This window comes from Myceligenerans halotolerans (assembly GCF_054782975.1).
The window spans coordinates 1-17,637 of sequence record NZ_BAAGRL010000008.1; the positions used below are offsets into that span (position 1 = coordinate 1).

A 17,637-nucleotide genomic window follows, 5' to 3' on the forward strand; every position below is an offset into this window, starting at 1 on the left:
CAGCAAAGGTCTCTCACCTCCACACGGATAAACAGCGCCTCGTGGCGCACAACGATCTGCCGATGTTCACATGGGCCGCCACCGCTGTAGCCATGGGGCAAGCGCCCACCGTCGTCCGCATGGCAGCCGACGCCACCACCGGCACCCTCGAACAACACGGGGCCGCGTCGATCCTCGACGCCATCGCCGCAGGCAAACCCGTCACCGAACCAGCCGGCCGCCACTGAACCGGCCACCGAAGAACTTGCGGCCGGTGCACCGCCCCGCACCCGCCGCAGGGCCCGCCACCCAGACCACTGGCGGGAAAGAGGGCCGGGACCCGTGCCTCCCGCGGGTCCCGGCCCTCGTCATGTCGGCGGAAAACTGCGCCGTGCGGACCGACCCACCCGTTGGTTGTCGAAGTCACCCGAAGAGACGGGCCGCAAGCTCGCTCATCGAGCCGATCCGGTCGAAGGCTCCCAACGGCACGACGCGCAGGCCTTCCCGCTTGTTCTTGACGCCTTGGGCGTTGGCCTTTGTGTGCTTGGCGATCCTCTCCCCCAGCGGCGAGATCGGCTCGTGAGGTCCGTTACCGAGCCACCGGTATGTCAGGTCCATCCGACTCTCGCTGACCGAACGCTCCCACTCGATCACGATGACGCAAGCCGCCGGGAGGGTCTCGAGTTGCTTGCCCAAGTTGTAGCGGGCAGTCCTGGCGCGCTTCCGCTTCGTCTTGAGCTGGACGTGCCGGGTCACCGTCGGGGTCCACAGGACCAGGTCGTAGCCGAACGCGTCGACCGTGGAGTGCAGCACATCCACGACCTCACCGCGGGCGAACCACATCTCCTGCAGCAGGTCGGACAGGAACGTGGCCTCCGCCATCCGCTCGAACGCGACGGAGTTGCGGCTCACGTCGAGGTCGTCGACCGGCTCCGCCGGGTCGAACATCGAGGAGCCGTCAGGCTCGTCCACACCATGATCGTAAGGCTCCGGCCAGCACGTCGCCGTTGAGCACGGAAACATCGCCCACATGATTTCCCACGCAACCAGCGCGAGGTCAGTACCGCACGAGCACCGGAGAGGGCACGCCACTCCGCGCCCACACCTCGAGTGCACCCTCGGCCCTGTCGACGGCGCGGCGCAGGTTTGCGAACTCGTTCTCGTCGAACTCCGAGCCGTTCAGGTAGGACGAGCGCGCCTGATCCGCCACAGCGACGTCCCACAGCGCCGCCACGAAAATGTGCTGGTCACCCGCCGAGAGCTGCTCTGCGCGCGCGATCTGCTGCAGGGCAACACGGCTCCGGCCGAGTACCCCGCTGCGCACGGCGTGCGGAACGTAGAGGTCGTGGAGTTTGCTCGCGCTCCTACGTGCGAAGAGGTCGGTCACGATCGTGACCGCGACCAGGACGAGACCACCGGGTACGGCGATCATCATCGCCACGTCACCGGCGTAACCATCGCCGTCCGACAGAGCGAAACCTGCGGCGAAGGCGACCGTGAGTAGTACGAAGCCGGCGCCATGGACAGCACGTGACAGAGCAAAGCGACGGCGGGCCCGCCGCCCAGCACGTTCCGACTCCGCACGAGCAGAGGCGAGTGCCTGCGCATCCGCAGCCGGGTCGATGACGAACACACTGCGGTCCAGGGCCGAGGCGCCACCGTGCAAGAGGTTGAGCCCGATGAACACCGGCGAGCCGATGTTCTCGAAGAACCACATCACCGCCAGGAAGCGCCCGGGATACGGGGCGCACCACACTTTCGGCATGCGATTCATGTGAGAACACCGGCGAGCGCCGCTCCCCCGACAACGCAGCCAACGATGATGAAGAAGACGCCCCCCACCCTCGCGCCGACGAAGTTCGTCCGCCAGCTGTGCTGGATCCAGAGCCACTCCGGACCATTGGTCGCCCTGTCGGCGAACCTGCGCGCGAAGACCACCCATCCGGTCCCCATCACCACGGCTGCGATGCCCCAGAAAAGGGCGAATGACTGCGGAAACGTCATGGAGCGCGAAGCTAGCACAGTCGCCGCTGCACCATTACCGCACCTCAGGAGTCGGTTTCCTCGCCGTCGGCGACGGCTTCCCCAGGGAGTTCCTCCAAGAAGGATCCGGAGCCGCGGACGGTCGCGCCGAGGTCGCGAACTCGCTCCGCCAGTTCGCGATCGGAGGTGACGACCCGCACCGTCGTCGGATCGTCGGCCGTCGACACGAGATCCACGATCCGGTCGTCGGCGGCGTTGCGCCCGCCCGGCGCCCAGACGACGCGCACCCGTTCGACGACGCCGAGTTCACGCGGGTTGCCGTCGAGCACCAGGACCACGTCGTCGTCCACCTGACGCGCCCAGCGATCGATCCGGGCGGCGAGGCGCCGCATGGCGCCGGTGCGGTCCCGCCACCAGCCGTCGGGGCGGGAGCCGATGACGTTCATCCCGTCGATCAGGATCGTGCCTGCTTGCGGAGCGATCACCTCGGGTCGCGCTTCCGAGGCGGGCTCGGGCATCTGGCTCACGCTCACAGGCTGGCACAACTACCGGCCGCCATGAGACAACCGCCCCGGCGGAGCCGGCACCACTGCAGCGCAGCGACCATTGTTCCAGAGTCCTGGCGACCATTGTTCCATGAAGTTGGCGACCAAAGTTCCCCCAACCGGGCGACCAAAGTTCCACACTCGGCGTGCGAAATGGCGATCTGCATGCGACGATGGCCGCATGGCGCGCCTCCCACACCCAAGCATCGGACGAGTACTCCCCCGACATGCGGAAGCCCTCGTCACCGAGGCCATGGCGGACACACGCATCGTCCTGGTCAACGGCGCCCGTCAGAGCGGGAAGAGCACGCTGGTCGCTCAGGTGGGGCGCGAGGCCGACGCCGAGTGGTACAGCCTCGACGACCGAGAGACTCGCGACGCCGTCGAACGTGACCCGTCCGGGTTCGTCCATCAGGCCCCCCGGATGATCATCGACGAAGTACAGCGGCTCCCCGAGTTGCTGCTTGCCATCAAGTCCCTTGTCGACGCCGAGCCGACGCCGGGCCGCTTTCTCCTGACGGGATCCGCGCGCCTTCTGGGTATGCGCAACCTGCCGGACACCCTCGTGGGGCGCATGGAAACCATCGAGCTCTGGCCTCTGTCCCAAGGAGAGATCGATGGCACGCCGGACCAGTTCGTCGCCGCAGCATTCGAGCACGGGCCAGAACTGCGGCACAGCTCCGACCTGACTCGCGATGACTACATCAGTCGCATCGTCCGCGGTGGGTTCCCGGAGGCCCTCGTAAGGTCCGGCCGCCGTCGCGCAGCGTTCGTTCGTTCGTATGTAGCGGACATGATCAACCGCGATGTCATCCAGATCTCAGAGATCGAGCGAGCGGACGACATGCGCAAACTGGTCGACCTCGTCGCCGCACGCGTCGGCCAGCTCCTCGTGCCCGGAAACCTTGCGGGAACCCTGGACATCTCCAAACAGACCGTGCAGAGATACCTTCGGCTGCTTGAGGAAGTCTTCCTGATCAAGCGCATCCCGGCATGGTCGCGCAACGCGTCGAGCCGTGCCGTGAGCACGCCCAAGGCCGCGTTCGTCGACACCGGGATCGCCGCCGGGCTCCTCGGCCAGGACGAGTCGAGTCTGCGGAAGCTGAACAGCCCGCTCGGGGCGCTTCTGGAGAACTTCGTGGCCATGGAGGTCGCACGACAGCTCAGCTGGACAGACGACTGGATCGAGATGACGCATTATCGCACCAAGGACAAAGTGGAAGTCGACGTCGTGCTGGAAAACCGGCGCCAGGAAGTCATCGGCATCGAGGTCAAGGCAGCCACCACCGTCAAGGCCGAGGACTTCCGGGGCCTTGAACACCTGGCGGCGCGACTCGGTGACGACTTCATCGCCGGATACGTCCTTCACACGGGACAGCACGACCTCTCGTACGGACCGAAGCTCCGCGCACTTCCGGTCAGCGCACTCTGGTACACGAAGCCGTAGCAACATAGCTGTCGGAGGTCCCTTCGACCCCCTTCGCCCTCGATCGACCGGGAATGTCGCGCACGCGCTCTGCAGGAGGGCATGTCGACGGCCTGAATGGGAGTGCGCGTCGAGCATTTCGTCCACCTCGAATACGTGTGCGAGAGTGTCAGGATGGCATCCCCGCAGGCACTCAGTGAAGCTGATCGTCGGCTCGTGGCGCTGTGGGCCGCGCACTGCGCGGAACGCGTTCTCCCCCTGTTCGAGGCCGAGGCGCCGACCGACGGTCGCGCGCGAGACGGCATCGCCCGGGCGCGGGCATTCGGTCGTGGTGAACTCAGCGCCGCCGAAGAGATCCGTCGCCGCTTCGTCGCGGGCCGGGCAGCGCAGTCGGTGACGAGCCCCGCCGCGGTGGCGGCAGCTCGTTCCTCCGGCCAGGCGTCCGGCGTCGCGCACATGGGCGCCCATGCGCTGGGCGCGGCGGCCTACGCGGCGAAGGCCGCCGGACTGGCCGCGCCCGGCGGCACGGACGCCCGAGAGGCCGAGGTCCGCTGGCAGCTCGAGCACATGACAGCGGAGGTCCGTGCCGCACTCCGACGCCTCCCCGCCCTCGGGGAGGATTCGTCCGGGCCTCTGGGATCGGGACTCCTTGCCTCCGGCGTGCTCGCCACGACCATCCGCGAGATCCAGGCCGAGTTGTCTTCGTTGTCCTCCCCCTGACCCAGGCGGCAGGTAGCCCGCTCGCGGAGCAGCGGGACGCTACCTCGCGTCGTCGGCGGCGACCCGACGGCGTAGAGCGCGGGCCTGGGGCGCTTCCCACGCGTCGGCCCCGGCTGTGCGCGTCGGATCGGGGCCGTCCTGCGGGAGCCGCGCCATCGTCTGCTTGGTGATGCGGATGGCCTGCCGGTCGCGCCGGGTGACGCGGCGCGCCAGCCGTCTGGCCTCGACCCACACGTCGTCCGCCGGCACGACGCGGTGCACCAGGCCGCTCGCCAGCGCCTGCTCGGCGCCCACAGCGTCGCCGAGCAGCAGCATGACGCGGGTCCGGCTGGCTCCGATCTCGGCGATCACGCGATCCAGCATCTCGCTCGCGCCCACCGGTATGCCCAGGATCGTCTCGGGCGCGCGGAGGCGTGTGCCGGTTGCGGCGACCCGGAGGTCGCTCGCCGTCGCGAGCCCGAGGCCGGCACCGACGACGGAGCCGTGCAACGCCGCGACCGTCACCGGCGGACAGGTGCGCCAGGCGTGCAGCACGTGGTCGGTGAGCGCGACGAGATCCCGGTAGCCGTCGGGATCGTCCGCGGCAAGCCGGCCGAGCTCGTCCAGGTCCGCGCCCACGCAGAAGTGGCTTCCTTCGGCGCGCAGCACGACGGCATCGACGTCGTCGGGCAAAGAATCCAGCACGTCGGCCAGGGCCGTCAGCGTCGCGCGGTCGAGCCGGTTGTCGCCGTCCGGCCGTGTCAGGGTCAGCAGGAGCACCGCGTCGTCGCGCTCGACGACGACCGGCCCGAAGGCACCGGCCGGCGATGCCTCCGACACCGCTGTGCCCGCGGTCTCCGTCGTCGCGTCCGACGCCGTCGGCTGGTCCGTGGCCCTCGTCGGCTCCCCCGTCGTCCGCTCCGCCGTCGGACGGAGGCGCCGGCGCACCGGCACCGACCGTGTACCGCGGAAGGCGAGGGACTCGTCGTACCCCACCGGCCCGGCGAGCTCGAGGTCGAGGCGTCGCAGCAGCTCCGGGAACAGCGTGGTCGCCTCCAGCCGGGCCAGCGGCGCACCGATGCAGTAGTGCATGCCCACGCCGAACGCGAGGTTCCGGCGCGGCGGGCGCGACAGGTCCAGGTCGTGCGGCGCGTGGTAGACGGCGGGGTCGTGGTTGGCCGCGGCGATCACCACGTGCACGACCTGCCCGGCCGCCACCGGGACGCCGCCGGGCAGCTCGGTGTCCTCGGTCGCGTACCTGGAAAGGAGCTGCGCGGGCGTCACGAGACGCACCAGCTCTTCCACGGCGCCGTTCACGGACTCGGGGTGCTCCAGCAGCCAGGCGGCCTGGTCGGGTCGGCGCAGCAGCTGGACCAGGCCCTCGGAGAGCAGGGACGTCGTCGTCTCGAGGCCCGCCTCGATCATGACGTTGAGCTGCGATCCGGCCGCCGCGCGCACCGCCGGGTCGGTCTCCGCGTCGAGCCACCGCACCAGCGGGGAGCCTTCCGGGAGACGGGACCGCGGTTCGGTCACGAGCTGCTCCCAGTACGCGTTCCACAGCCTGCCGGCACGGTCTGCCTGCGCCAGCCGTTCCCGGCCTGGCGCCAGGTCGTGCACGTTCGAGAGCGCGCGGCTCATGTCACACAGCAGCGGGATGTCCTCGGACGGCAGCCCGAGCACGATGCAGAGCACCGCCATGGGCAGCCGGTCGCCGACCAGGGCGCCGAAGTCCGCCTCGCCGTCGGCCCGTAGCGCCGCCTCGAACCGGTCGACGTACTCGTGGACGGTCCGGACGATCTGCGGCGTCAACCCCGCGATCGTCTGCGGCGAGACGAACGCGCCGAGACTGCGGCGCAGCGCGGCGTGCCCGGGCGGGTTGGTGCCGAGCGCGGAGTCGTGCAGGAACTTCAGGCCCGGGTGGCGCGCCCACGCCGGCTGACGCTCGGTGCGCCAGGCTGCGTCCACGGTGCACCAGCCGGGTCCCCGCAGTACCTCGTGGCTCACGCTGTCCGAGGTGACCAGCCAGGCGCCCCACGGCGTGCGTACCGCAGGGCCCATGGCCCGTAGCTCGTCGTAGATCACGTGCGGGTCGGCGCGACCCTCGGGCGTGGACAGGCGGCGGATCAGTTGACGTACGCGGCGCTGGGTCTCGCGTGAGTCGTAGTCAGACGGGGCTTCGGAATCGTTCGCCGTGCGGGATCTGCCGGTGTGGTCGGGCATTGAGGACGCTCCTCTTTCAGTCAAGACAATGTCTTGTCTTCCGACGAACAGCGCTGAACATAATGTTCATACCGGACAGCCTATTGCATCCTTGCAGGTCACAGTGTGATATCTGCGCACCGCCATGACCATGAGATGGCCAAGCGCGGGCACGCGTGGTCCTACGTCGCCGTTGCGTGCGGCCGGGCGGGAAGGTCGTGCTGGTGCCCTGAGGGTGGCCTGTCGGCTCACAACCGCTTCGTCAGGTACAGCGAGTCGCCGTGCACCTCGTCCGGGTCCACCCGGCCGGTCTCGACGAACCCGACCTTCGCCAGGACCCGGAGAGACGCCGTGTTCCAGTCACGGACCGTGGCCCAGAGGCGCCGGTAGCCCGATGCCTGCGCCCAGCCGAGGACCGCCTGTGAAGCCTCGGTCGCGTACCCCTGGCTCCAGACCCTGCGAAGCAGCTCGAACGCCAGCTCGGGCTCCCCCTCCTGCCCATGGGTGTTGGCGATCAGTCCGCAGTACCCGATGACGTCACCGGATCCCTTTCGTTCAGCCGCCAGCAGCCCGAGCGATCGGGACGGGGAACTCCTGCGGATCCAGCCCTCGACGTCCTCCACGGTGGGCCGGCCGTCGGCGTCGATCCGTCGATGCGGAGGCACACGGGGATCGCGCTCGGCCCACAGCGCGCGCTGGACGACGGCTTCGGACACCCGCCACGGCCGCAGCAGCAGTCGATCGGTCTCGAGCACGATCTCCGGCACGCACGTGGTGCGATGTTCCATGGCGCCGAGGGTAGTCAGTCACGACGACTCGGCGGCGACCCGGGCGAAGGGGATCGGGCAGTCGTCGGACTCGGCGCACCGGGCGAGATCCTCGCAGCCGACGTCGTACCCGGAGATCTGTCCGGGCCCGTCGGGCGTCAGCTGTCGTAGAGGGGCTCGCCGTCGGGGCCGATGATCATCTCGGCGGTGATGTCCCAGAGCTTCTCGGGGTCAGGGGGCGTGGTGTACGTGCCGACCGCTACGTCGCCCTGGGGTTCACAGGTCCTCGGGTCGCCATCGCCGACCACAGAGCCTCCTGGCCCGGCCCCTGGTAGTGCTCGGGCAACGCCTTCCACGTCCGGACCACATTGCACCCGCCGGCGAACGAAGCCGCACCGATCCTCACACAACCACGCCACCCACGCCAGGAAAGTCCGGTATAGGTGAACCAGCCGTCGACGGCGGTGAGCGAGGGGCACCCGCGCCGACCCGCCGGATGGCGGGCGAGCAGCGGCCAGACCGCCGCGTCCGGCGGGTGCCCCTCAGTCAAACGACGGTCGAGACTGAGAGCGCACAAGCCCCCGGAACAAAGGAGTTCTCATGGCCGAGACCCTGAAGAGGCCGCCCTTCGACGCCGAGCTCGAAGCCGTCCTCGCACTGCTCGGTGAGCAGCTCCCGCCGTCGATCACGCCCGAGATGATCCCCCTCCTGCGCCAGGGCCCCGCACCGATGGAGGTCAGCGTCGACGACGTCCTCGCCGAGGCCGGCATCGAGCGCCGCGACGTGACCATCCCGGGGTACGACGGCGGTGAGATCACGGTGAGCGTGCTGCGCCGGGAAGGGCGCACCGGCACCGGGCCGGGCGTCTACCACACCCACGGCGGCGGGATGATCCTGGGCGACCGGTTCATCGGCCTCCAGCACGTGCTGCCGTGGATCACGGACCTCGACGCCGTCGTGGTGACCGTCGAGTACCGGCTCGCCCCCGAGTTCCCCGACCCGTACCCGGTGCGCGACTGCTACGCCGGCCTCCTGTGGACCGCCGAGCACGCCGCCGAGCTCGGCATCGACCTCGACCGTCTGATCATCGCCGGAGCCAGCGCGGGCGGCGGCCTCGCGGCCGGCACCGCCCTCCTCGCCCGCGACGAAGGCGGACCCGCCCCCGCCGGACAGGTCCTCATCTACCCCATGCTCGACGACCGCGACCAGACCGTCTCGACCGCACAGATCGACGGCGTCGGCGTGTGGGACCGCACCTCGAACATCACCGGCTGGTCGGCGCTGCTCGGCGACAGGCGGGGAACCGACGACGTCTCGATCTACGCGGCCCCCGCACGAGCCACCGACCTGAGCGGGCTCCCGCCCGCCTTCATCGACTGCGGCAGCGCCGAGGTGTTCCGCGACGAGGACGTCGCCTACGCCACCGCGCTGTGGCAGGCCGGCGTCCAGGCCGAACTGCACGTCTGGCCCGGCGGCTTCCACGGCTTCGACATGATGGCGCCGCACACCGCCCTCGCCCAGGCGATGACCGCGGCACGCAACGCCTGGGTGGCGCGCATACTGGGGGCGTAGACCGGCCGACGGCGGGCCTGGCCCGCCAGGAGCGCCAGGCTGAGCCGGCCCGCGCGATGGAGCGAACGATGCAGGAACTGGTAGGCCGCCTGACGGCGCTCGACCCCGAGGCCAGCGAGACCCTCAAGGTCGTGGCCTACTTCGACGCGCTCGTCGCGGGCGGCGCCGGCCTCCAGGCCCTGCTACGCGGTGCCGCCGCGCTCAGCGGCACCGTGGCCGGCGCGTCCGACGGCCGCCGGACCCACCGCATCGGGCCCGACGGCGTACCGCTCCCCGAGACCCACGCAAGCCAAGGAGCCCCGACGCCCAGCGCTCCCGCCGTCGAACTCCGACAGCACTGGCCCGCACGCCCCGTCAACGACGGAGCCGTCTGGCTCGAACGCACAGGAACCCCGCACGCGAACGACGAGATGGTCGTCGAGCGGCTGGCGCTCGCGGTCGGCCTCGTCGAGGCACGCCATCACGGCGGAGCCGGCGGCGCCCTCGAGATCGCCGTCGACGCCACCCGGGACGTCGACGAACGTCGCGCCGCGCTGCCCCGGCTCCGGCTCGATCCCGCGACGGAGGTCCGCATCGCCGTCCTTCCGCTCTCGAACACCCCGGGAGCCATGCCCTCGACGGTGGTGGCGACCCCCTACGGCCTGAGGCGCGCGGTCGTGCTCGGGCAGGAAGCGACGGTCCCCGGTCCCGCGGGCGTGGGGATCCGACGGCGGGCCGATGACCTGCCGGAGTCGTTCCGCACAGCGATGCTCGCGCTCCGGCTGCTGCCCGCGAGCACCGCCGTCGTCGACGCCGCCGACCTCGGGATCCTGCTCACCGCCGTCGTCGCGCTCGAACCCGTCGCCGCGCAGCAGCCCGACGTCGCCGCGCTCGCGCGGCTCGACGTGCGCACCCTGCAGGTGCTCGACGAACTGTCCGGGGCCGAGAGCGTGCGCGCCGCGGCAACGGCACTCGGCATGCACCACTCGACGCTGCATGCACGCCATGACGCCCTGACGAACACCCTGGGCTACGCACCGCGATCCCCGGACGGGAGGACCCGGTTCCGACTGGCCCGGCTCCTGCTGCGGCTCGTGGACGGATAGCTCCGACCGTCGTTCTGCCGCAATGATGCTGGCTAAGAACACCGCGCGAATCATGAGGCGAGGCTGCCGCAAACACCGCGCGGTCGCAGCAGCCCACGAAATCTGCCTACCCGACAATCCAGAAGTTGTAGGCTCCGGTCCCTCAAAGTTGTAGGTTGGCCCCATGGTGACTGCTCCCGTGACCTACCTGCCCCGCGTCGTCGACGACGAGCTGACCGGCGCGCTGCGCCGGATCGGTGCCGTCCTGGTCGAGGGCCCCAAGGCATGCGGCAAGACGCTCACCGCGACCCAGGTCGCCCGGACCGTGGTGCGCATGGACGACGAGAACGGCAGGGTGCGAGACGCGCTGGACGTCGACCCGTCGATGCTGCTGCAGGGCGAGACCCCGGTACTGCTGGACGAATGGCAGGCACACCCCCCGATGTGGAACCTCGTGCGCCGGGCCGTGGACGACCGCCAGGCGAAGGGGCAGTTCATCCTGACCGGTTCGGCCACACCCGACGACGACGCCCGCCGGCACACAGGCGCGGGACGGTTCGCCGTCATCCAGATGCGCCCCATGAGCCTGCATGAGACCGGCCACTCCACCGGGCAGATTTCCCTTGCCGCGATGTTCGACGGCGAAGCACCCCGCGCCTTCGACCCTGCCTGGACCGCCACGAGCGCGCGCGAACAGATCGCCGAGCGCGTCGCGGTCGGCGGCTGGCCGGTCAACGCCGGCCTGAACACCGCCGACGCGCTGCTGACGAACCGGGACTACCTGGACGTGGTGCGCCGCTACGACATCCAGCGGGCCACCGGGAGCGGCAAGGACCCCGAGGTCGCCCTGCGCGTGATGCGCTCGTTCGCCCGAGGTGTCTCTACCCCGATGAGCGAGGTCACCATCGCCAAGGATCTCCGCGAGGGCGAGGCACCGGAGAGAGGACCGGACGCGACCAGCCGGGACGCGGTCAGCTCCCACCTGGATGCCCTGCGCCGCCTGCGACTGGTCGAGGACCAGCCCGCCTGGGGGCCGAACATGCGCTCCGCGCGCCGCCTGCAAATATCCCCCAAGCGGCACTTCGTCGACCCGTCACTCGCCGTCGCCGCGCTTCAGGTCGGGACAGAACCCCTGGCCACCGATGTCAAGACACTCGGGATGCTGTTCGAGTCCCTGGCGGTGCGCGACCTGCGCGTGTACAGCCAGCCGCTGGGGGGACGCGTGTCGTACTACCGCGACCACAGCAAGCTGGAGGTCGACGCGATCGTGGAGCTGCACGACGGCCGGTGGGGCGCGTTCGAGATCAAGCTCGGCACGGCGACGAACGTCATCGACACCGCAGCGGCGAACCTGAAGAAGATGGCCGCACTCGTCGACGACAACCGGTGCGCCTTCCTCGCGGTACTGACCAACGGCGGCATGGCAACCCGACGACCCGACGGGGTCGACGTCGTCCCCCTGCGCATGCTCGCGCCATGACCGCGCGGTGGATACTCAGGGCCGATACCCAGTGAGTTCAGGAGCGCTGCTGATGAGAAGTGTCGTCGAGATCCTGGCGGAGGCCGGGATGCCCGCCGCTGTGGCCGAGCCGCTGGACGGCGGGTACTCCAACGAGACCTACCGCGTGACGGGAGGGCCGGTCGAGGCCGTCCTGCGGCTCAACGGTCACCAGAACGACGTCCTGGGGCTGAGCCGGGCCGGCGAGGCCGCGGCGATCCGCGCGGCGGCCGTCCGGGGCGTCGCTCCGCGGGTGCTCGGGGCGGGTGACGACTACCTGTTGACCGCGCTGGTCCCCGGCGCGCTGCTCACGCCGGAGCAGTGTCGCGAGCCGCGGTACATCCGCGCGATGGCGCGCGTTCTCGCCGTCGTGCACGCGATCGAGGGCAACGACCGGCGATGCGACCCGTTCTGGCTCGTGCATACCTACCTCGACGGCGCGCGCCGGCTGGGCGTGCCGATGCCCGACGGCCTGGACGAGGTGCTGCGGACCGTCGACGCGATCGAGGCCCGCGCCGCCGCGCGCGGTGACGGTACGGCCTACTGCCACAACGACTTCTACCGCTTCAACGTCATCGCCGACGACGGGCGGCTGACCGTCCTGGACTGGGAGCTCTCCGGCGTCGGGAACGTGTACTTCGATCTGGCGACCCCGGCGTTCCACGAGGGCTACACCCCCGAGGAGGAGCGCATGCTCATCGAGGCCTACTTCGGGGAGTTCGATGATCAGCACGCGGTCGCCCTGCACGACTTCAAGTACCTCAACATGGTCCGCGAGGTCGCGTGGGGGCTCCTGCACGCCGGCCTCGACGCCGCCCGCACGGACGCCACGCACGTCAACCACTCGCTCGACTACGCGCAGTCGGCCAGGTGGTTCCTCGGGCGCATCCTGGCGGGCCGCGTCACGGCGCGTGACTAGCGTGGCGACGGCCGGGCCGAACCCTCGGTGACACTGTCGTGGCCGGGTCCGGCCCACGACCGCAACGCCTACCCGCGCGATCCCCAAGCGTCCAGGAGGTACGCCGGCGACACGCTGAGCACTGCCTTTCCGTTCCGGACGCCGTCGACCGTGTCAATGACCTGGTCGTTGAACCTGATCGCGTCGCCCACCGGGAGGGGGCGTCGTCGACGGAGCTGAGCGATGAGTTTCCGGCCGTCGCGCCGTCTGCAGGGTATCCGCCGATTCCGGGAGGCCCACTCATGAAGCTCCTGCTCACGTCCGCAGGCGTCAGGAACCCGAGCATCCGGTCCGCACTGGAGGACCTGCTCGGGCGGCCGGTCGCCGACTGCACCGCCCTGTGCGTTCCCACCGCGTTGTACGGGCACCCGGCCGTCGGGCCGGGGCTCATCGCCTGGAACTTCATCACCGGCCGGTCCGATCACCTGACCGGACTCGGCTGGAAGTCCGTGGGCGTCCTCGAGCTCACGGCGTTGCCGAGCATCCCCGAGGACCGCTGGGTTCCGCTGCTGCTGGCGACCGACGTCCTGCTGGTCGCGGGCGGAGACGCCCTGTACCTCGCCCACTGGATGCGGCTGTCCGGACTGACAGACCTCCTCCCCTCGCTGGAGCGGACGGTCTACGTCGGCATGAGCGGCGGGAGCATGGTAATGACGCCACGCATCGGGCAGGACTTCGTCGGCTGGACGCCACCCGACGGCGACAACGACGGAGACGGGGACGGAGCCGACGACGCCACGCTCGGCGTCGTCGACTTCTCGATCTTCCCCCACCTCGACCACCCCGACATGCCGTCGAACGCGTCGCCCGCTGCCGAACGGTGGGCCGCCGGCCTCGGCGGTCCCGCGTACGCGATCGACGACGAGACCGCGATCGTGGTCGACGGCTCGGTGGAGGTCGTGTCCGAGGGGACCTGGCGGCACCTGACGTGAGCAGGAAGATGCTGCGCGATGGCTCTCCCGGCAGTCCACGTGCCTCACGCCGAGGGGCCCGGCCGCCGGGCCGGGTCCCACCGGTGCGTTTGTCCGGCGGTCAGGCGGTGGGCCGCTCGAACCGCTGGTTGTCACCGGCGTGGCAGCTCCACTGCTGGAGACGGGCGCCGTCGGCTGTGGAGACCGCGGCCACATCCAGACATCTGCTGCTGTGGCGGGCGACGATCCGGTACGAGCCGTCTCCCTGGTCCTCGAAGCGCCACTGCTGGTTGGCCCCGGTGCCGCAGGTCCACTGGATGACCTCGGCGCCGTCGGCCGTCGACTCTCCGGACACGTCCAGGCACTTGCCGCTGTGCTGGGCGAGGATCCGGAAGTAGCCGCCGCCCGCGTCCTCGAGTCGCCACTGCTGGTTCAGTCCGGCGCCGCATCCCCATTGCAGGACGGTCGCGCCGTCCTCGGCGGAGTTGCTCGCGACATCCACGCACTTGTCGCTGTGACGGGCCACCAGGTTGTAGTAGGGGCCACCGCCCGTACCGGCGACCGTACCGGCCTCGGTGTCGATGGAGAGCTCGGGGTACCACGGCAGGTTCATCGTGGTCCTGGTCGGGAAGGTCAGCGGCGACCAGACGTACTGCGAGTCGTCGACAGTGCCGCCCATGGAGTTGCCCCAGCGGTCGCCCATGTAGAGATATGACGTACCCGACGCGCCCTGGACCGGTAGCACGTACGCGGTCTGGGACCCGTATCCGGTGTCGTTACCGGCGTCCTTCATCTCGGTCCACGGGCCGGCGATGTTCGTGGCCGTGGCGTACCGCTGCTGGTTCGGTGACCAGCCGCTGTTGCCCGAGGTGAGCATGAAGTAGACCCCGTCGCGTTTGAACAGGGCAGGTGCCTCCCGGAACTGGCCGTCCCACGGGTTGGCGACCAGGGCGTCGTAGTCGGTGTAGTCGGCCGTGAGCCGGTAGATGCTCAGGTCGGCGTTGCCGTCGGTGGACGCGATCTGGTAAGCCGTGCCGTCGTCGTCGACGAAGACGGTCTGGTCCCGGGAGGTGGTGCCGCTCGGCGGGCGGAAGCTGCCCTGCCAGGTGTAGTCGCCATCGACCGTGTCGGATACCGCGACGGCGGCGCGGGCCTGAGAGTAGTCGCTGCCGTTCTCCTTGTGCATCCACATGACGAACTGGCCGGTGTCGCCGTTGAAGATGACCTTGGGGCGCTCGATCTTGGCGTCCTGCAGCTCCGGGTCGCTGGCCTCGGTCAGGACGTGGTTGCGAAACTCCCAGGTCTTCAGGTCGGTCGAGCGGTAGACGGAGACGGCTTCGAAGGTGTTGTCCGCGTGGCGGTTCTCCCCGAACCAGTAGTAGAAGTCGCCGGCCTTGATCACGCCACCACCGTGGGCGTGCACGACATTGTCGTCGGTGTCGGTGAACTGTGTCGCGTTGGTGACGGTGACCGGTGCGGCGTGGACCGGTGCGGCCGTGAACAGCAGCGCGAGCGCGCTCGTGACGGCTGCGAGGTACATTCGGGGTCTGCGGAACATGAGGGTCCTCCTTGCTGGCGATTCTTCGCCGGGTCCGGGCGTCACAGGCCGACGAGCTGCCATTCCTGGTTGGCCCCGCCGTTGGCGGGCCACTGGATGACGTTGGCGCCGTCGGTGGTGGAGGCTGCGTTGACGTCGGCGACCCAGCCGTTGCGGACGTTCTCCAGGCGGTAGTAGCCGCTGGTATCGGCGGGCACGAGGCGCCACCACTGGTTGTCGCTGTCGGTGTCGGCCCACTGGTCGAGCTGCGCACCCTGGTCGGAGCCACCGGGGCTCTCCAGGAGCTTGCCGCTGCGGACGTTGATCAGCCGGTAGGAGCCGTCGGTGTTCGGCGCCAGCCGCCACTGCTGGTTGGTGCCGCCGTGCCACGGCCACTGGATGATGGGCGCGCCGTCGGCGCCCGAGGCGTCGCTGACGTCCATCACCTTGCCGCTGTTGCGGTTCACCAGCCGGAAGGCGCCCAGGTCGGCGGCGAACGGCCGGTCGTAGAGCTCGAACTTGCGCAGGGATGCCCAGGTGCCGGACGGCAGGCCGGTGACGGTGACCCGTACGTATCTCGCCTCGGCGGTGAACACGGCCGCCTGGACCTGGTTGACGACGGCGGTGGACGTCCGGTCGGCAAGCACGGTCCAGCCGGCGTCGTCGGTCGATCCCTCGATCAGGTACTGGTAGTTCACGGCGTCCTTGTGCCAGGCGAGGCGAGCGCCGGTGAGAGACCTCGCCTGCCCCAGGTCGACCTTGAGCCAGTGGCCCACGTCGCCGTTGTCCGCGGCCCAGCGGGTCGCGGTGGACCCGTCGACGGCGTTCGCCGCCGTGTTGCCCTGGAAGGTCTCCTCGCCACTGGCGGTCGCCGTGGCGCCCGCGGCGATGTCGGCCGGCAGCACCGGCCGGTCCAGCACGACCGCGACGACGGTGTCCTCGGGCATCCGGGTGCGGTCGATGCCGGTGACGGTCACCCGGCGGTCCGCATCCACGGTGTAGGGCAGGTCGGTGCCGGTCGCGACGTCGAGGACGCGGGCCACCTGGGCGTCGCCGGTCGAGGGGGTGGTGAAGGCGGTGCCGGAGTAGCCGGGAAGCAGGTGGACGTAGAACGTGCTGTCGTTGTAGGTGAAGCCGTACCGGCCGTCCACCGGGTTCCACGGGCCGCCGCGGGTGCCGTAGATCGCCTCCCCGTAGGTGCCCATGAAGTCGCCGATCCGGCGGACGAGGGCGACCTGGTTCGCCGGGACGGCCCCGGTGCCGTCGGGTCCGACGTTGAGCATGCAGGTGACGTCGCGGACCCAGGCATTGACCAGGATGTCCATGGCCCTCGCGAAGCTCATCACGCTCGCGCCGGAGTTGTAACCCCAGCTGCCGCAGATGGTGAAGACCTTCTCCGCCAGGCGACCGGTGCGGATCTCGCCGGTGGGGACCGAGCCGCCCTCCTCGCTGGCGTAGTCGCCGATCCAGCCAGAGCGCAGGGTGGTGACCACGTCGGGCTGATACTTGCGGACCAGGCCGGTCAGTCCCAGCGGGCGGCCGGTCGCGTCGTCGGTCTCGCTGAACTCGGCATCAACAGGCCACTCGTTGGCCGGGTCGCGGAACATGCCCGGCTCCCAGAAGAACGCGGCGTCGGCGTCCGAGCCCTGCTGGCCCAGCCAGCCGCCGTCCCACCACAGGTCGTCGATCTCGCCGTACTGGGTCACCAGCTCCCGGACCTGCTGGTAGACCTCGTTCTTCATGATCCGCGCGTTCTCCTTGTGCGCGGGATCGGTCTGGTACCCCCAGGGATTGGCGACGGCGCCGGTACCGTTCCAGTCGTAGTAGCCGGGATAGCGCCAGCTCATCGGCGAGTAGTACAGGCCCACCCGCAGGCCGGCCTCCCGCACCGCAGCCACGTAGTCGGCGACGAAGTCGCGTTGGAGCGGCGCCTGCCCCGAATGCCAGGTGTTCGGGTGAGCGGTGCTCGGCCACAGCGCGAAGCCGTCGTGATGGCGGGCCGTCAGCACCGTGTAGCGGGCTCCGAGGTCGCGGGCCAGCTGAGCCCAGCCGGCCGCGTCGTAGGCGGCCGCCGTGAACTGCTCGCTCGTATCCTCGGTCACGAACCCCCGGTACTCCTCCGGCGGGATCGCGGCGTTGTGCATGTACCACTCGCCTCTGGCGGGGCCGGAGTACACGCCCCAGTGGACGAACATGCCCAGCTTGGCGTCGTGCAGCCACTGGATCTTCTCGTCGGGCTGCTGCTCGATTCCCTGGTCCGTCCTCGGGATACGAAGCGGTGGCAGCGGCAGCGGGGTCACCGCGGCGTACGCGGGCAAGGCGAAGGAGCTCAGGCTCTGATCGACCGCGACGGCAGCCGCCGCCGCACCCACACCGATGAACATGGTCCTACGGGTGATTCCACGAGACATCCTTGTCTCCTTTCGGGGGTGGCTGAATCGCTGATGGAGCATCTGACTTTCTTCGTAGAGCGGTCTTGCCGGCCGTCGGGTGGCCCGC

At 69.9% G+C, this 17,637-nt stretch carries 17 protein-coding genes; 8 read left to right on the forward strand and 9 right to left on the reverse strand.

Features of this window, described 5'->3' with window-relative positions; all coding sequences use genetic code 11:
• Positions 1–227 (forward strand): HAD family hydrolase (locus tag ACYVK5_RS07290; RefSeq protein WP_460703341.1); only part of this gene is annotated, 227 nt, incomplete at its 5' end.
• A gap of 175 nt (positions 228–402) precedes the next feature.
• Here ACYVK5_RS07290 and ACYVK5_RS07295 read toward each other — a convergent pair.
• The 4 genes from ACYVK5_RS07295 to ACYVK5_RS07310 all read right to left on the reverse strand — a co-directional run bounded on the left by ACYVK5_RS07295 (position 403) and on the right by ACYVK5_RS07310 (position 2,480).
• Positions 403–951, reverse strand: coding sequence for a hypothetical protein (locus tag ACYVK5_RS07295; protein ID WP_460703343.1), 549 nt, complete (start codon positions 949–951; stop codon positions 403–405).
• 85 nt (positions 952–1,036) lie between these two features.
• Positions 1,037–1,744 carry a hypothetical protein gene (locus ACYVK5_RS07300; RefSeq protein ID WP_460703345.1) on the reverse strand — a complete coding sequence of 236 codons (708 nt, stop codon included), beginning with the start codon at positions 1,742–1,744 and terminating at the stop codon, positions 1,037–1,039.
• A gap of 5 nt (positions 1,745–1,749) precedes the next feature.
• A complete protein-coding gene (locus ACYVK5_RS07305) occupies positions 1,750–1,983 on the reverse strand; it encodes a hypothetical protein (protein ID WP_460703347.1) in 234 nt (77 codons plus the stop codon).
• Between the two features lie 44 nt (positions 1,984–2,027).
• Positions 2,028–2,480 (reverse strand): NYN domain-containing protein, encoded by a 453-nt coding sequence (locus ACYVK5_RS07310; protein ID WP_460703581.1) that lies wholly within the window; start codon positions 2,478–2,480, stop codon positions 2,028–2,030.
• Between the two features lie 208 nt (positions 2,481–2,688).
• Here ACYVK5_RS07310 and ACYVK5_RS07315 point away from each other — a divergent pair, with 208 nt between their 5' ends.
• On the forward strand, positions 2,689–3,954 hold the full coding sequence (locus ACYVK5_RS07315; RefSeq protein WP_460703349.1) for an ATP-binding protein: 1,266 nt from the start codon (positions 2,689–2,691) through the stop codon (positions 3,952–3,954).
• Between the two features lie 153 nt (positions 3,955–4,107).
• Positions 4,108–4,653, forward strand: coding sequence for a putative immunity protein (locus ACYVK5_RS07320; protein ID WP_460703351.1), 546 nt, complete (start codon positions 4,108–4,110; stop codon positions 4,651–4,653).
• Between the two features lie 39 nt (positions 4,654–4,692).
• On the opposite strand, the gene ACYVK5_RS07325 is transcribed toward ACYVK5_RS07320, so the two are convergent.
• The 3 genes from ACYVK5_RS07325 to ACYVK5_RS07335 all read right to left on the reverse strand — a co-directional run bounded on the left by ACYVK5_RS07325 (position 4,693) and on the right by ACYVK5_RS07335 (position 7,906).
• Entirely contained in the window at positions 4,693–6,852 is a 2,160-nt protein-coding gene (locus tag ACYVK5_RS07325; RefSeq protein ID WP_460703353.1) for a cytochrome P450, read from the reverse strand.
• 227 nt (positions 6,853–7,079) lie between these two features.
• Positions 7,080–7,619 carry a GNAT family N-acetyltransferase gene (locus ACYVK5_RS07330; RefSeq protein ID WP_460703355.1) on the reverse strand — a complete coding sequence of 180 codons (540 nt, stop codon included), beginning with the start codon at positions 7,617–7,619 and terminating at the stop codon, positions 7,080–7,082.
• A gap of 137 nt (positions 7,620–7,756) precedes the next feature.
• Entirely contained in the window at positions 7,757–7,906 is a 150-nt protein-coding gene (locus ACYVK5_RS07335; protein ID WP_460703357.1) for a hypothetical protein, read from the reverse strand.
• 292 nt (positions 7,907–8,198) lie between these two features.
• Between ACYVK5_RS07335 and ACYVK5_RS07340 the strand changes: the two genes are divergently transcribed.
• The 5 genes from ACYVK5_RS07340 to ACYVK5_RS07360 all read left to right on the forward strand — a co-directional run bounded on the left by ACYVK5_RS07340 (position 8,199) and on the right by ACYVK5_RS07360 (position 13,622).
• On the forward strand, positions 8,199–9,170 hold the full coding sequence (locus ACYVK5_RS07340) for an alpha/beta hydrolase (RefSeq protein ID WP_460703359.1): 972 nt from the start codon (positions 8,199–8,201) through the stop codon (positions 9,168–9,170).
• Between the two features lie 68 nt (positions 9,171–9,238).
• The gene (locus ACYVK5_RS07345; protein WP_460703361.1) at positions 9,239–10,255 is read left to right on the forward strand and encodes a hypothetical protein; all 1,017 of its coding nucleotides are present in this window, start codon (positions 9,239–9,241) and stop codon (positions 10,253–10,255) included.
• Between the two features lie 163 nt (positions 10,256–10,418).
• Positions 10,419–11,714 (forward strand): ATP-binding protein, encoded by a 1,296-nt coding sequence (locus tag ACYVK5_RS07350; protein WP_460703363.1) that lies wholly within the window; start codon positions 10,419–10,421, stop codon positions 11,712–11,714.
• 52 nt (positions 11,715–11,766) lie between these two features.
• Positions 11,767–12,651: a phosphotransferase gene (locus ACYVK5_RS07355; protein WP_460703365.1), complete on the forward strand. Its 885-nt coding sequence runs from the start codon at positions 11,767–11,769 to the stop codon at positions 12,649–12,651.
• A 281-nt stretch (positions 12,652–12,932) separates the two neighbouring features.
• Positions 12,933–13,622, forward strand: coding sequence for a Type 1 glutamine amidotransferase-like domain-containing protein (locus ACYVK5_RS07360; RefSeq protein WP_460703367.1), 690 nt, complete (start codon positions 12,933–12,935; stop codon positions 13,620–13,622).
• 100 nt (positions 13,623–13,722) lie between these two features.
• Here the strand turns inward: ACYVK5_RS07360 and ACYVK5_RS07365 are convergent, their stop codons facing one another.
• Complete coding sequence (locus ACYVK5_RS07365) at positions 13,723–15,159, reverse strand: RICIN domain-containing protein (protein WP_460703369.1); 1,437 nt, start codon at positions 15,157–15,159, stop codon at positions 13,723–13,725.
• A 41-nt stretch (positions 15,160–15,200) separates the two neighbouring features.
• Positions 15,201–17,549, reverse strand: a complete 2,349-nt coding sequence (locus tag ACYVK5_RS07370; protein ID WP_460703371.1) for an alpha-L-fucosidase — start codon at positions 17,547–17,549, stop codon at positions 15,201–15,203.
• Positions 17,550–17,637: the final 88 nt, after the last annotated feature.

What these genes read in the sequence shown, in the direction of transcription:
- ACYVK5_RS07305 (WP_460703347.1), bottom strand. Translation starts at nt 1,983, where the DNA reads ATGACGTTTCCGCAGTCATTCGCCCTTTTCTGGGGCATCGCAGCCGTG.
- ACYVK5_RS07320 (WP_460703351.1), top strand. Translation starts at nt 4,108, where the DNA reads ATGGCATCCCCGCAGGCACTCAGTGAAGCTGATCGTCGGCTCGTGGCG.
- ACYVK5_RS07360 (WP_460703367.1), top strand. Translation starts at nt 12,933, where the DNA reads ATGAAGCTCCTGCTCACGTCCGCAGGCGTCAGGAACCCGAGCATCCGG.
- ACYVK5_RS07345 (WP_460703361.1), top strand. Translation starts at nt 9,239, where the DNA reads ATGCAGGAACTGGTAGGCCGCCTGACGGCGCTCGACCCCGAGGCCAGC.
- ACYVK5_RS07310 (WP_460703581.1), bottom strand. Translation starts at nt 2,480, where the DNA reads ATGCCCGAGCCCGCCTCGGAAGCGCGACCCGAGGTGATCGCTCCGCAA.
- ACYVK5_RS07300 (WP_460703345.1), bottom strand. Translation starts at nt 1,744, where the DNA reads ATGCCGAAAGTGTGGTGCGCCCCGTATCCCGGGCGCTTCCTGGCGGTG.
- ACYVK5_RS07325 (WP_460703353.1), bottom strand. Translation starts at nt 6,852, where the DNA reads ATGCCCGACCACACCGGCAGATCCCGCACGGCGAACGATTCCGAAGCC.
- ACYVK5_RS07315 (WP_460703349.1), top strand. Translation starts at nt 2,689, where the DNA reads ATGGCGCGCCTCCCACACCCAAGCATCGGACGAGTACTCCCCCGACAT.
- ACYVK5_RS07365 (WP_460703369.1), bottom strand. Translation starts at nt 15,159, where the DNA reads ATGTTCCGCAGACCCCGAATGTACCTCGCAGCCGTCACGAGCGCGCTC.
- ACYVK5_RS07330 (WP_460703355.1), bottom strand. Translation starts at nt 7,619, where the DNA reads ATGGAACATCGCACCACGTGCGTGCCGGAGATCGTGCTCGAGACCGAT.
- ACYVK5_RS07370 (WP_460703371.1), bottom strand. Translation starts at nt 17,549, where the DNA reads ATGTCTCGTGGAATCACCCGTAGGACCATGTTCATCGGTGTGGGTGCG.
- ACYVK5_RS07340 (WP_460703359.1), top strand. Translation starts at nt 8,199, where the DNA reads ATGGCCGAGACCCTGAAGAGGCCGCCCTTCGACGCCGAGCTCGAAGCC.
- ACYVK5_RS07350 (WP_460703363.1), top strand. Translation starts at nt 10,419, where the DNA reads ATGGTGACTGCTCCCGTGACCTACCTGCCCCGCGTCGTCGACGACGAG.
- ACYVK5_RS07355 (WP_460703365.1), top strand. Translation starts at nt 11,767, where the DNA reads ATGAGAAGTGTCGTCGAGATCCTGGCGGAGGCCGGGATGCCCGCCGCT.